The sequence below is a fragment of the Paenibacillus abyssi genome, from assembly GCF_014640295.1.
Lineage (GTDB): Bacteria > Bacillota > Bacilli > Paenibacillales > Paenibacillaceae > Paenibacillus_D > Paenibacillus_D abyssi.
Map to the genome: position 1 here is coordinate 348,829 of NZ_BMGR01000004.1, position 14,062 is coordinate 362,890.

Consider the following 14,062-nt stretch of genomic DNA (forward strand, 5'->3'; position numbering starts at 1 on the left):
ATTATTTCTGTTCTAGATCTATTCGGCTAGGCTCTATGAAAATATATCTTCTGATGCTGCGACCGTAATCGTTCGAAATTCATTTCCGAAATTAACCGTTGGGTCACCTTCTTTATGTCTTCTACTTGAGCAATAAAAATGATAAAGAACGCCATTATGTGATATGACAGAAGGCTTGTGGGCAAAAATAGAATCAATCTCCCCCTCTTTTCCAATTTCAATAATTGGATCAGGGTATTTCTCCCAATGCAGAAGGTCCTTTGATAAAGCGATTCCTTCCTGGGCTTTTTTATAATCGTAACCAAAAAAGTACATGACCCATTGATAACGGTCTGTATCATATAGAACACAAGGATCGCTGACAAAACCTAAATCCCATCTATTTTCGGATACACGTAATACAGGATTATTGCTATATCGCTCCCACTTTTGCAGATCTTTAGATGTTGCCAAACCTGTCTGTTCAATCCATCTCCCTTCATTTGTATTCTTCGCATTATAATACAAATAAAAGGTACCTCCATGCTCTACTAAACACTCTTTATATAACCCTCCTTTTTCCCACCAATCTCCTGCTTCTGGGGTTAGAATAGGTTCAGATAATCTATGCCATTCTAGTAGATTTTCATCTTCTGTCCAAGCTAACCCAATCTTTGCGGAGCCTTCTTCATACCCATTTTCCGGATATGCATGATAAACTAGCCAATACTTATTATCCCACTTCTTTAGTACTGGAGGTGCGTCTATATGATTTTCCTTCATGATCCATGTCCCAGCAATATTTTTGTCGTCCCAGCCTGAGCCTTCATTTCGTCTCAAGATGGTTCCAATCGGCTCCCAATCTAATAGATTTTCACTCGTTGCAAGTCCTGTTTGGTAACCAACTCCATCAAACCCAACATACATCATGTAAAATTTTTCATTATGCTGGAATACAAACGGACAATCCACACAACGTTCATCAAAGCTTCCTTTTTCTCCTGAACCTATTAATACAGGCTTCCCATACTTATATGGGGTTAAATACGGCTCGATATTCATATTCTACTCCTCTCAAGTATTCTAATATTAAATCAGTTTCTTATCGATTTATATCTCAATACCTTGTTTATTTAATTCACTTTTTAGTGTCTCAGCCATAATGTCGTAGCCAAGTACATGTGGATGTAGACCGTCATTCGCTAAACCTGGTCTTAGTGTTTTCCTATCTTCATCCGTCATTGCTGAATGATAATCTACATAAACAATTTCTTCTTCTTTAGCAAACTGCTTTAATGACTGGTTAATTTCAATGACTAATTCATTACGTTCTGGAGTTTGTTTGTTTGTATCGATTCTAGTAGGAAGTAACGAACATACAATAGGGTTAATCCCTGCTTCCTTTGCTTGTTGAACCATTGCTTGAATATCACCCACGATTTCATCATGAATTTGTTGTGGTTTTTTTCTATTTTGCGGCTGCCATTCATCCAATGCCCACGTATTATTAATCCCTATTTTGATCACTGCATATTTTGGCTTTAGCTGAACGACATCAGCAGCAAATCTTCTACGAACGAAAGGAGTCATATCCCCTCCAATTCCACGGTTTACAAGGCGGCGATTATTACCATCAAAATACGTTTCGATGTCCCACATATCTGTAATTGAGTCCCCAATAAATACAAAGTCAATCGGTACTTCGTGACGAATTAACACTTCATTGTGATAATCAAATACATTACGCCTTGTATCTGCTGAAACAATTCCTCCAAACATTCCTGGTCTTATCATTTCAGGACGTTCTGCTTTACTTACCATAAATAATCACTCTCTTTCTTTTTTATTAAGTTCAGTCCTTAAATTCTAGTAAATATGTCTTACCGGCTTTTGCCTTAATTTCAATAATTCCATCCTTTATAATAAATTCTTCATTTACTATACCCGGTATATAATCAGTTCTTATTCTGCATAAACCATCGTTCAAAGCTTTTATTTGAGTTTTTATTACTTTTCCATTATCCCATTCCATGTCTATCTCATATCCACCACGTGCACGAAGACCCTTTATTTTTCCTTTCTTCCAAGCTTTAGGTATAGCTGGCAAAAGGTGAATACATTGATCATGACTTTGTAAAAGCATTTCAGCAATTCCTGCTGTTGCTCCAAAGTTTGCCTCTACTGTTAACGGATATTCCTTTAGCTTTGGGTGGCGATGTGCATTGAACAGGTTTGGAAATGGATTTGCTACTAGTTTTGTAAGGTATTCATATGCCATTTCAGGCTCCTCTAGTCTTGCATAAAAACAAATATTCCACGCAAAACACCAGCCTATTGTATCCGTACCTTCATACACTCTCCGACGATCCAAAGTGACTCTCGCTGCTCTCGCTAATTCCGGAGTAGATCGTGGTGTTATTTGGTTACTTGGATGTAACGCATACAAATGCGCCGTATGACGATGGCCAGGTTCTGCTTCATCAAAATCTTTGTACCATTCCTGAAGCTGTCCATGCTTTCCAATCTTTAAAGGTAATAATCGTTCTCTCGCTTCAATTAATTTATTTCTGAATTCTTCATCCACCCCAAGAATCTCACTTGAATCAATACAATAAGTAAATAAATCCTTCATAAGCGCAATATCTAGTGTAGAGCTGATACTGACTGCTGCATGAACACCATCAGGTCCAATAAATGTATTTTCCGGTGACGTAGATGGGACAGAAACTAAGTTTCCTTCTGAATCCTCTACAAGGTAATCAAGACAGAATAAAGCAACCCCTTTTATAAGTGGATATGCCGTATTCTGCAGAAACTCCTTACTACCACTAAATGCATAATGTTCCCACAGGTGTTGACATAACCATGGTCCAGTCATCGGCCAATACGCCCAGCTTGCCGGACCCTTTGATTTGGCACCTTGTGGGGCTGCTGTCCTCCACAAATCCACTCCATGATGGGCTGTCCAGCCTCGACATTTATAGTAGACATCCACCATTTTTCCACCGGCTACCTGTAAATCCTTAAGCATATCAAAAAGTGGTTGACTTAGCTCTGGCAAATTACATGTCTCAGTAAGCCAATAGTTCATTTCCGTGTTGATATTTGTTGTGTTATTAGAAGTCCACGGCGGACGAGTTTTGTTATTCCAGATTCCCTGTAAATTGGATGGCTGTGTTCCTGGGCGTGAGCTGGTAATTAATAAATATCTGCCAAAATTGAAAAATAAAATCGCAAGTTGATCGTCTATTTTACCATCTCTTACAGCTAAAATTCGTTCATCGGTTGGAATTGATTCATAATTTCGCACATCTAGCTCTAGCTCCACACGATCGAAAAAGGACTGATGATCAGCAATATGGCGAGATTTTAATTCCTCATAAGAATAGTTAGTTGCCTCATTTAACCATTTTTCAGAAAGCTTTGCAGGATCCTTTCCTTCTAAAACCGGATCCTTATCAAAACCATTAAAGCTTGTTGCTGCTGAAAACAACAATGTTACGGCATTTGCCGATTTAACTAGCAGTCTAGCACCGTGTGCTTCCACACGACCACCTTCGGGTAAGACCAATAGATTCATTTGAAAAGACATACCTTTCCCTTCTTCATAGATCACCGGTTGTTCACTAGGATCATGTAACGGTTCTACTATGCTTGGTGCTTTCCCTTGCAATACAATTTGTTCCTTTGTTTTCATAAAAACTGTGTGCTGTAAAGGACTCGTTAACGAAGCTTCGAAATCAATTCCTGCAGGAGTATCACTCTCTAACCGAACGACCATTACTTGATCAACGGATGATATAAAGGATTCTCTATAATAACAGACACCCTTACTTTTATATTCAGTAGAAGTAATAGCAGTTCTTAAATTAAGTTCTCTTCGATAGTCAATTACTTCCAAACCATGCAGAAACTCTATCTGCAAATCACCCATAGCCTGATACGAACTAGACCACGGTCCGAGCATATGATTCTCAATAATCGTTTGTGCTTCTCGATATTTCTCTGCAAAAATTAACTCTCGAGTTTTTTCCAGATAGTTTACCACTTCGGCATTATCAGCCTCCGATGGCATACCGGACCATAATGTATCTTCATTAAGAGAAATACGCTCCTGTTTTACGCCTCCATATACCATGCCTCCAAGACGTCCATTACCGATTGGAAGTGACTCTACCCATTCATTTGCTGGAGCTTTATACCACAGCATTGTGTTGCTCCTCTCACTCATTTCATTCACTCCTGTCACGATTTTATTGCAGAAGCAACTCTTTCATTTACTGCTTCCAAAATTAGTACCCCGTTAGGAGGGATATTTATCTCACCACTTATTACCGTCCCAGCTAACATATCCTTCTGTTTCTTAACTCCGATATCAATTGTTTTTGCTTCAACATTGTGGTTTAAAATAAATGTAAATTCTTTACCATCTTTATTCCTGCGGCTAACTTCAACATTTGGAGGTGTGATTAGAGTCGGTTTTATTCCGTTATTTTCACATAAAGCACCTACTAGGTTCTTTAAAAATTCAGGTTCCGGACTAGATGCAACATACCAAGCATCACCTTTACCGAATATATTTCTCGTTAATGCTGGCATCCCGCGATAAAACTCATTCCCAAATTCAGCAATTACTTCGGCACCTTCTTCATGAATTAAATCACATAAAATACTAGATTCATATGAACCACTCAATTGGTGAAATGGTTGCTTCATTACGATACTATTTCGTTGTTCAGGAAACAAAGAATCAATTTCTTCCACCCAAATTCCTAACAGGTTCCGTAGTTCGCCTGGATACCCACCTAACGTTACTAAATCATTTTCATCTACGATTCCACTAAAAAAGGTTGTAACAAAGGTTCCCCCATTTTCAACAAATTGTTCTAGCTTTTTAGCGTAGCCTTGTTTTACCATATAAAGAACTGGTGCAATGACTAAATCATATTGCTCTAAATCCGTTTCTACACCGATCATATCCACTTGTATATTTTGGTGATAGAAGGCATCATAGTATTTCTGCACTTCATTTATATAATTTAAATCAACACTAGGTCCACTTGAATGAGCTATTGCCCACCAGTTTTCCCAATCAAACACAATACCGATCTTCGCATCAACCCTTGCTCCTAAAATGGAATCACCTAATTGACTTAGTTCATGACCTAGCTCTGCACATTCACGGAATACACGTGTATGCTCATGACCAACATGATCAATAAGGGCTCCATGGAATTTTTCAAACGCACCAACCGATCTTCTTAGTTGGAAATACATAACACCATCTGCCCCACGAGATACAGCCTGATAGCTCCATAACTTATGTACCCCAGGTCGTTTAAGAGCGTTTTGAGGTTTCCAATTGAGCTGTGTTGGACATGACTCCATGAGTAAATATGGATCACCATCTTTAAGTCCTCTCATTAAATCATGCCTCATTGCAGTCATGCCCATAGGCATATCATTTGTTGGGTACATATCTAATGCGATTACATCAAGATATTTTGCCCATTTAAAATAATCTAGCAGTCTGTACGTGCCATTACTTTGAAAATTAGTTGTCACCACTGCATCTGGAATGACTTCCTTTATTGCATCTCTTTCAAGAAGATAGCAATCTAACAAACTATCAGATATAAACCTGTCATAATCTAATGAAATCCCTTGAAAGGATGTTACTTCATGGTTACTTGCACTTAAATGTTCACTTAGAAGGTTAGGCAGAACAATTTCATCCCAATCATAAAAGGTATGTCCCCAAAATTTTGTATTCCATGCCCGATTCACTTCTTCTAAGCTACCATATTTGTTTTGAAGCCAATGACGGAATGACTTTTCACAATTATCACAGTAGCATCTAACACCCATTTCATTATTCACGTGCCATAGTAATAGGGCAGGATGATCCTTGTAACGTTCCGCCAGTTTTTTCGCGATTATTTTGGCATATTTCCGATAAGTAGGACTATTAGGACATGAATTATGACGACGTCCATACTTTTTCTTCCTGCCTTCAAAGTCAACAGTTAACACATCTGGATACTTTCTGGCCATCCATGCAGGATGTGCAGCGGTGCTAGTACCTAGACATACCTTAATTCCATTGTCTGCCAACATATCCATAATCTCATCTAACCACTCAAAGTTATAAGTGGCTTCATCAGGCTGTGTCAGAGACCATGAGAAAACATTTATTGTCGCTATATCGATATCGGCCAATTTAAACATTCGCATGTCTTCGGACCAAGTGTCCTTTGGCCATTGTTCGGGATTATAGTCTCCTCCGTGGAGCATTTTCGTAACTTTTTGATTAAACATATTAACACCTGTCTTTTCTTAAGTGTGTTCGATCAGTTGTTTACTTAATTTACCTTGATCACTACTATTTAAAGAGATTGGGATAATTTTATAAGAAAATGATGTATTTTTAGGCTTTATTAAATATTTTTCTAGTGTTGGAGCATAGCCGCAGCTATGGTTTCCAATTCCGCTCTGTTCATCGTCCAAATTAACAAATGTACTATTTCGTCGCGTTAATTTATGAACATGGTCCGTGTTCGTTAAATCAGTTGTAGAGTAATGGTGAACACTTGTATTAAGTAATGGTTCACCAACGATCAGGAAACCAATTCCTCGTGAATCTGTTACAGTAGCCCACCTGACATCAGCTTTGTTCCCATTTTCTTGTGGTTTGATATAAGGAACAAACTGTTCTTGGACGGTTCCACGATAAATTCCTAATTTCCCGCTTTCTTTACGATCCGGGTAGCACTCATGCGGACCAAGTCCAAACCAGCTAAAGTCATTGAATTCCCCTGGCATCTCTAGCTGCATTCCAATCCTCGGTAAACAAGCTAACTCCATGTATTCGGTAGGTTTTAATTCTGTTCCTACCGTAACTTGGCCATTTCCATAAATGGTATAGGTTGTGGTGGAAGTAAAACATACACCTAACCCATCTGCACCATGAGAGAATGACGTTTTTAAGATGCACACTTGATTGTCCACAAGCCATTCAAAAGTTAGATCTCTAAGTTGAGCTTTTAATCGATTATACCCACTTTTTATCCATTCTTTTTTCAAGTTCACATCATTATCTAGTGGTGCTCGCCATAGCTGTAGCTTTGGGCCAACCTGCAGTAATTCTTGGTTCATAAATTCCCAATTAGTGATAATTCCCTTTAACTTATCAACCGTGATTTCAAAATCATTGCCCTTCATAATCAAATAGGAGTTAGATTGTTCCATATACATGTTCGGCATTGCTTCCTTTGAAGTGATGCTAACTTCCCCTTTAACGGGAATGGACAGATCTGACCATGCAATTTCATGTCCACGCTCTGCCCATAAAGTATCTCGATTGAGGACAAATTGAATCGTTAACCAATACTCATATCCAGGCTGTAGGTTTGTATAATCATATGGAATTGTTATCAAATCTTCTTTACCAGGAGCTGTATCCAATGATGGAATTTGGCCTTGTTGTACAGCTTCCCCTTCTTTCTTTACAGTCCAAACAATATCAAGATGCTCTAAAGTTAAAAAATCATAACGATTGATAACTTTAACTATACCTTCTTTTATATTTTCCTCTTTTATGACAATTGGCGAAATAATTTTCTTATATTCAAGAATAGACGCCTTTAAACTTCGATCAGGGAAAAGTAGACCATCAATACAGAAAGAACCACTATTTGGGGTATCCCCAAAATCTCCGCCGTAAGCATAGAATTCATTTCCTGCATCATCCTCACAAACAATCCCGTGATCGGTCCATTCCCAAATTAAGCCTCCGAGTAAGCGACGGTACTTGTAGATTGCTTCCCAATATTCCTTTAAATTGCCGACAGAGTTTCCCATCGCATGACCATATTCACACATTAAAAATGGGCGTTGTTCATACTCTTTTTTTCCTTCTTCGATAATAGTGTCCACGGAAGGGTACATCGTACTCACAATGTCTACTACTTCAGCATCCTTCGCTCGTTCATAATGAATCGGCCTTGATGAATCTCTCCCGCGAACCCACTCGGCCATTACATCATGATTTCTTCCATAGCCCGATTCATTCCCAAGAGACCATATCACAACACAAGGATGATTTTTATCTCGTTCCACCATACGCTGCACACGTTCTAAATAAGCTTTTTCCCAAGCAGGATTTTCCGAAAGATAGCTTTCATTCCCAATAAAATGAAAACCGTGTGTCTCCAAATCTGCTTCATCAATGACATACAGACCGTACTCGTCACACAAATCAAGCCAACGAGTATCATTTGGATAGTGGGAGGTTCGAACGGAATTGATATTATGTTGTTTCATAAGGGTGATATCTTTAATCATTTGTTCAACAGTTGTAACAAATCCTAATCTAGGGTCAAACTCATTTCGATTAACTCCCTTTATAATAATGGGATTTCCATTAATCAACATTTGACCTTCCTTTATTTCAATCACTCGAAAGCCGACATTTACTTTTTTCACTTCTTGCATATGGTTACTATGATCGTATTGAATGATGACAAGCCTATATAATGCAGGATCTTCGGCTGACCATTTTGCCGGCTTTTTTACGGGAATATTTATTTTATTTAAAAGTTCAGATGTTGCTGGTATCCATTTTTCCTCTTTTATTACTTGTTGATGAATTACCCGTTGTTCTTGATCAATCAATTGAATTTCAAGGGAGTGGAGTGCTAATTCTTGTTGGGCTCCATTTTTCATGTTGATGTTCACACTTAAAATTGCATCTTCCAGTGCATCATCAAAAGCAACAGCAGTTGAAATATCAAAAATATGAAGATAAGGAACGGACACTAGATACACATCTCTAAATATTCCAGATAATCGCCATTTATCCTGATCTTCTAAATAACTCCCGTCTGACCATTGATAAACCTTTACAGCAACAATATTTTCTCCAGTTTCAATTGCATCTGTTATAGTAAATTCTGAATGATTGTGACTTCCTTGGCTGTAACCGATAAACTTTCCATTAATCCAAAGATGAAATGCAGAGTCTACACCTTCAAAAACAATGTTTGTTTGTCTATCTTTCCATTCCTCTGACACATAGAATTTTTTAATGTAATAACCTGTTGGATTTTCTGTTGGTACATATGGTGGGTCTATCGGAAATGGATATGGACTACTACTATACAAAGGTATCCCATATCCCTTCATTTGCCAGTTGCTAGGAACAGGAATGGTAGCCCAATTACTAAGGTCAAAATCTGATTGATAAAAGTCATCACATGCTTGTTCTGGTGAAGAGGCGTAATGAAAGTTCCACTTTCCATTTAATAATTGGTAATAAGGGGAAGCAGCTCTACTATCACTCAAGCATGTCGCAATATCCGCATATGGGATGAATTGTGTATGTGATTTTTCCCTATTTCTTTCTAATATGGTTAAATTTCTCCAGTCCTCGATATGACCGTTCATCATTGCCATTAGAAATCCCCCAAAAGATTTTTCACTTCTGTCACACCTCGAGCAGGGCTTGACAATACCGGTTTTCCAGTTTTTTCACAAAGCGTTGCTTCCATTCTAGCCATGGAACCCTGCGCAAGTACAAAGGCATCTACCTGCTCAGCAAGTTTTTTTGCTGTTTCAAGCAAAATCCTGTCATGTTCTTCTGGTTTTCCACTAACCAATGCATCATAAGCACCTTCAGCTAAACCATTTACGATATTAATCGTTTTCCCTTTTAGATTTGCTTGCTTCTCAATCAACCTCATTGTTGGTTGTAATGTAGAAGGTAAGGTAGCGATAACACCTATAGAAGTGTAATTATCAACTGCTTCTTTTGCCATCAGTTCATCAATTTTTACGATAGGGATATCAATGAAATCTCTAGCAAGATCTGCAACTTCTCCTACAGAAGAACAAGTGTTTAAAATAACGGAAGCATTCATATCAACGGCATTTTGATAATATTGAAATAATCTGCGTTTTACCGCAGTTGTTACTTCACCAGCTTTTACAACGTCGCTTATGAGACTATCATCGATAATATTTACTAACCGGCAACCAGGTATTTTTTCATCAAAAACTTTTTTTAAAGGCTCAGCTAATCCTTGCCCCGTGTACACTGCAACAACTGTCTTCATTTTTCATTCCTCCTTAGTTATAACTTGCCATTCGCTCTGAGGGCCTACCCGTTCTTAACCTTTACAAAGAAGTCGGTACCGCCTACCTGGCCTCCCTTTAAACAAACCTCTAATCCATCAAATTTTTTGTTGTTCGAATAGGTCTTACATAGCGGCCCCCCTGGAGTAATTGGCATTACCATTTCCATCGCGTATATTTCAAGTTCCTTTAATACATATCCTGATGTATCCCCTCCAGCAACAACTAAACGAGTTACCTTCTGATTTTCAATTATTTCTTTGGTCATTTTCCCTAACTGTTCCCCTAGAAATTGTCCTGTATCTGTGCTAGTCCGTCCTAGATCATTTAGCTTTTTTCTGACATTCTCAATGCTAGGATCATCAGGACCTAATGCGGAATAAACGACGACATTTTCTCCCTTATTTAACAGCTCATTCACCTGATCTATAAATCTATTGCGTACATGCTCAACATGATCATATAGAAGCTCCTCACCGGATACTCTTATACAGGTAAATCCGTTCTTCTTGGCATAATCAATTTGTGCTTTGGTTACAGCGGAACAGCTACCTGATACAACTAACATTGGTTCAGATTGTCCTCGATTTGTAAAGGTTGGCTCCTTCGTATCTATTTGTGTACTTTTTTTCCAAGCTGCAGTAAGTGCATATTCAATCCCAGATGAACCTACCGCAAATAGCTGGTTATATGCCGCTTCATCTAGTAAAATTTCACCAATTTTTTTCAGATTTGTTTCATCCAATACATCAAATAGAAGAAGATCATGATTTTTTTTCTTCTCAGCTATGTTCTCTTTCACAACACTTATTTCATTGGATAAGTCCAAGATATTTACTAATCCACTTGACAGGTTTGTTTGTTCCTTTAGGTGCTCCAGCAGCTCCGCTTCATGCATCGGAGTCACTGGATGCTTAGACATAACAGGATGTCGGTCTAAGCGATAGGTAGTACCGTTCACAGTTGCAAAGTGGTTTCCAAATACCGTGAATCTATTTAATCTAGGAACTCCAACAACTAATGGAATAAAGGTTTGGGATGAATCAAATATCTCCTTTCCTATTTCCATCGCTTTACCAATACTCCCAACATCGGATGACGAATCAAAGGTGGAGCATGTTTTGTAGTGACAAATGAGTGCACCAGAATCTTTTAATGCTTTAAATGCTGGTCGAAGCTCATCTTCCATTTGACTCTGATTAAGCGACCTACTAACCCCAGCTATACCGAACGCTTGGATAGTTGAAAAGGACTCATTTATTATGTCTACGGAAGGCGGTTCTAAAAAAAGAACGGTTCGTATCCCACTTAACGTTAAGGCTTCCATCGCATCCGTTGATCCTGTAAAATCATCCCCATAAAACCCAAGCATGATCTTGCTATTCACATTGACACCTCCGGTATTCAACTACCAGTAATATTCCTCACCTTATAGAAAGCGCTCACATCTGCTTTTGCGAGTATGAAACGAAATTACTTTTTAATCATTTTCTCATGCATTAACACAAAAAAAAAATGAACATATCTAAGAAATATATGTTCATTTTAAAGAGTAAACTAAGTTTATAATGTATGTTAAATTGAGGTTAAAATATATCGAGCTCCAATTTCTGTTTGAAAGCTTAGAACGGCATTATCTACTTGATGAGCAGGCAGTGTCTTACCATCGACTTGCTTAACGGATAATGGATCTCCAGAACAGACATTACATATCGAGCCTTGATGTGAAATAATTTCAGCCTCTACTAATTTATGACCCTTCCATTTCAAGTTAACCTCAAAGCCTCCACGTGCTCTTATTCCTTTCACATACCCGTTCGGCCATACATCAGGAAGGGATGGAAGGAAGTATAAATAACCTTGATGTGATTGTAACAACAATTCTACTAGGCTAGCTGAAAACCCGAAATTCCCATCGATTTGAAACGGTGGATGTGCATCAAAGAGATTCGAATATACCCCGCCATTTAAATAACTTTCACTATCATCTGTAACTAGCTGGAGAAGATTAGATATAAATTGAAATGCTCTATTTCCATCACCAAACCGTGCCCATAATCCAATTTTCCAGGCTAAACTCCATCCCGTGCCACCGTCTCCTCGACGTTCTAGACTACATTTTGCCGCCTCAAAAATTTCTGGTAATTGTTTTTCAGTGATTTGATTGCCTGGATATACACCATACATATGAGCAATATGTCGGTGGTGAACATCCTCTTCGTCAAAATCCATAAACCATTCTTGCAGTTGTCCATACTTTCCAATTTTTTGTGGATACAGTTTTTCTAATGCGAACATTAATTCGTATTTAAACTCTGAATCAATACTCAATTCATTTTCCGCACTTATACAATTCGTAAATAATTCCCAAATAATTTGAAGATCCATTGTTGCAGCAATCCCAACACCTGACATCCCCTCTTTGGTCATAAATTTATGCTCTGGTGATGTAGATGGTGCGGTAATAAGTTTTTGATTGTCGTCCTCTATTAACCAATCTAAGCAAAACTTTGCCGCGCCTTTCATAATCGGGTACGCTATATTTTCCAAAAAGTTCTTATCTTTATGGAATAAATAATGCTCCCATAAATGCTGCGATAGCCAAGCACCACCCATTTGCCATATTGCCCAGACGGAATCACCGTGTCCATATCCCCCACTTGGTGCAGTTTGGCACCAAATATCTGTATTATGATGTGCGACCCAGCCTTCTGCACCATAGATTGCTGCAGTTTTTTTGCCATTTTCAGCTAGATTTTCAATAAAGTCAAAAAGAGGCAGATGACATTCACTCAAGTTACAAGTCTCTGCAAGCCAGTAGTTCATTTCCGTATTAATGTTTATCGTATAATTGCTGCTCCATGGCGGCCTTGTTTTATCATTCCAAATACCTTGTAAATTAGCAGGCTGGCTACCAGGTCTTGAGCTTGAAATCATTAAGTATCTTCCATATTGAAACAACAATTCTATCAATCCTGGATCACTTGCGCCATATTCCTTAATTCTTTCAGCGGTTGACAATCCATTTGGTGAAGTAGATTCGCCTAAATGTAAGTCTACTTTTTTAAACAAAGCTTGATAATCCATTAAATGTCTACTTTTCAGTTTTTCAAAGGATTGTTTTTTTACCGGGCTAAAATAATTACTTACCTTTGATGACACATCGTTCCAACTTTTATCAGGGATTTGGTCAAAGCCTTTAAAACTGGTCCCTGCTCCCCAATAAAGTGTCACACTCGTTGAGTTAAAGATGTGAATCCCGTCGTGATCTATCTCTACTTTCCCATCGCATAATTCCGCATGTAATTGCCCTTCAAATCTAATGGCAGCAGTTGTTTCAAAATCCCCATATACGATTGGATGATTGGCGTGAAAATGATGTGGAGCAGCTTCTTCAGGAGCAATCCCTCTTATCGATAAATGATCCTTCGAAGAATACGTCTTATAGCGTAGTGGGCTTGATAGTCTAGCATGAACATTCAGCATATTAGGCTTACTTGCTTCTAATCGAATAACGATTACTTGATCAGGATAGGATGCAAATATTTCTCTAGTATAAACGACATCTCCAATTTGGTATTCTGTACGAGCTATTCCGTCCTCAAGATGAAGAATTCGTTCATAGGAGTTGACTAATTGCCCATGTTCAAAATGTAAAAATAAATCACCTAATGGTAAATATGATTCAGTATACGGCCCCATTAATTCTTTACAACGAATATCCGCTTCCACGTATTTCTCATCCTTAAGGAGCTGGCGTACCTCGGAAAGAACTTCTTTCGCATGAGGGCATTCCCATTCCTGATACCGACCAGCCCATAAAGTATCTTCATTTAATTGAAGACGCTCCGTTTCAATACCACCGAAAACCATTGCACCCAGACGTCCATTCCCTATAGGTAATGCCTCGGTCCATTCTTTTGCTGGTTTATCATAGTTAAGTTTCATCATA

8 protein-coding genes are annotated in these 14,062 nt (G+C 38.4%); all 8 read right to left on the reverse strand.

Annotation, left to right across the window (positions count from 1 at the left end; genetic code table 11):
• Window positions 1-33: 33 nt before the first annotated feature.
• On the reverse strand, window positions 34-1,041 hold the full coding sequence (locus IEW11_RS08310) for a glycoside hydrolase family protein (RefSeq protein ID WP_188530580.1): 1,008 nt from the start codon (window positions 1,039-1,041) through the stop codon (window positions 34-36).
• A gap of 48 nt (window positions 1,042-1,089) precedes the next feature.
• Entirely contained in the window at window positions 1,090-1,800 is a 711-nt protein-coding gene (locus IEW11_RS08315) for a GDSL-type esterase/lipase family protein (RefSeq protein ID WP_188530581.1), read from the reverse strand.
• Window positions 1,801-1,831: 31 nt separating this feature from the next.
• Entirely contained in the window at window positions 1,832-4,210 is a 2,379-nt protein-coding gene (locus IEW11_RS08320; RefSeq protein WP_188530582.1) for a glycoside hydrolase family 95 protein, read from the reverse strand.
• A 14-nt stretch (window positions 4,211-4,224) separates the two neighbouring features.
• Window positions 4,225-6,297 (reverse strand): beta-galactosidase, encoded by a 2,073-nt coding sequence (locus IEW11_RS08325; RefSeq protein WP_188530583.1) that lies wholly within the window; start codon window positions 6,295-6,297, stop codon window positions 4,225-4,227.
• A gap of 18 nt (window positions 6,298-6,315) precedes the next feature.
• The gene (lacZ, locus tag IEW11_RS08330; protein ID WP_188530584.1) at window positions 6,316-9,432 is read right to left on the reverse strand and encodes a beta-galactosidase, LacZ type; all 3,117 of its coding nucleotides are present in this window, start codon (window positions 9,430-9,432) and stop codon (window positions 6,316-6,318) included.
• Window positions 9,432-10,091, reverse strand: coding sequence for an aspartate/glutamate racemase family protein (locus IEW11_RS08335; RefSeq protein ID WP_188530585.1), 660 nt, complete (start codon window positions 10,089-10,091; stop codon window positions 9,432-9,434). Before IEW11_RS08335 ends, lacZ begins: the two co-directional genes overlap by 1 nt.
• Window positions 10,092-10,135: 44 nt before the next feature.
• The gene (locus tag IEW11_RS08340) at window positions 10,136-11,497 is read right to left on the reverse strand and encodes a four-carbon acid sugar kinase family protein (protein ID WP_188530586.1); all 1,362 of its coding nucleotides are present in this window, start codon (window positions 11,495-11,497) and stop codon (window positions 10,136-10,138) included.
• Window positions 11,498-11,685: 188 nt separating this feature from the next.
• Entirely contained in the window at window positions 11,686-14,058 is a 2,373-nt protein-coding gene (locus IEW11_RS08345; protein WP_188530587.1) for a glycoside hydrolase family 95 protein, read from the reverse strand.
• Window positions 14,059-14,062 lie beyond the last annotated feature (4 nt).

What these genes read in the sequence shown, in the direction of transcription:
- IEW11_RS08335 (WP_188530585.1), bottom strand. Translation starts at nt 10,091, where the DNA reads ATGAAGACAGTTGTTGCAGTGTACACGGGGCAAGGATTAGCTGAGCCT.
- lacZ (WP_188530584.1), bottom strand. Translation starts at nt 9,432, where the DNA reads ATGGCAATGATGAACGGTCATATCGAGGACTGGAGAAATTTAACCATA.
- IEW11_RS08315 (WP_188530581.1), bottom strand. Translation starts at nt 1,800, where the DNA reads ATGGTAAGTAAAGCAGAACGTCCTGAAATGATAAGACCAGGAATGTTT.
- IEW11_RS08345 (WP_188530587.1), bottom strand. Translation starts at nt 14,058, where the DNA reads ATGAAACTTAACTATGATAAACCAGCAAAAGAATGGACCGAGGCATTA.
- IEW11_RS08325 (WP_188530583.1), bottom strand. Translation starts at nt 6,297, where the DNA reads ATGTTTAATCAAAAAGTTACGAAAATGCTCCACGGAGGAGACTATAAT.
- IEW11_RS08320 (WP_188530582.1), bottom strand. Translation starts at nt 4,210, where the DNA reads ATGAGTGAGAGGAGCAACACAATGCTGTGGTATAAAGCTCCAGCAAAT.
- IEW11_RS08310 (WP_188530580.1), bottom strand. Translation starts at nt 1,041, where the DNA reads ATGAATATCGAGCCGTATTTAACCCCATATAAGTATGGGAAGCCTGTA.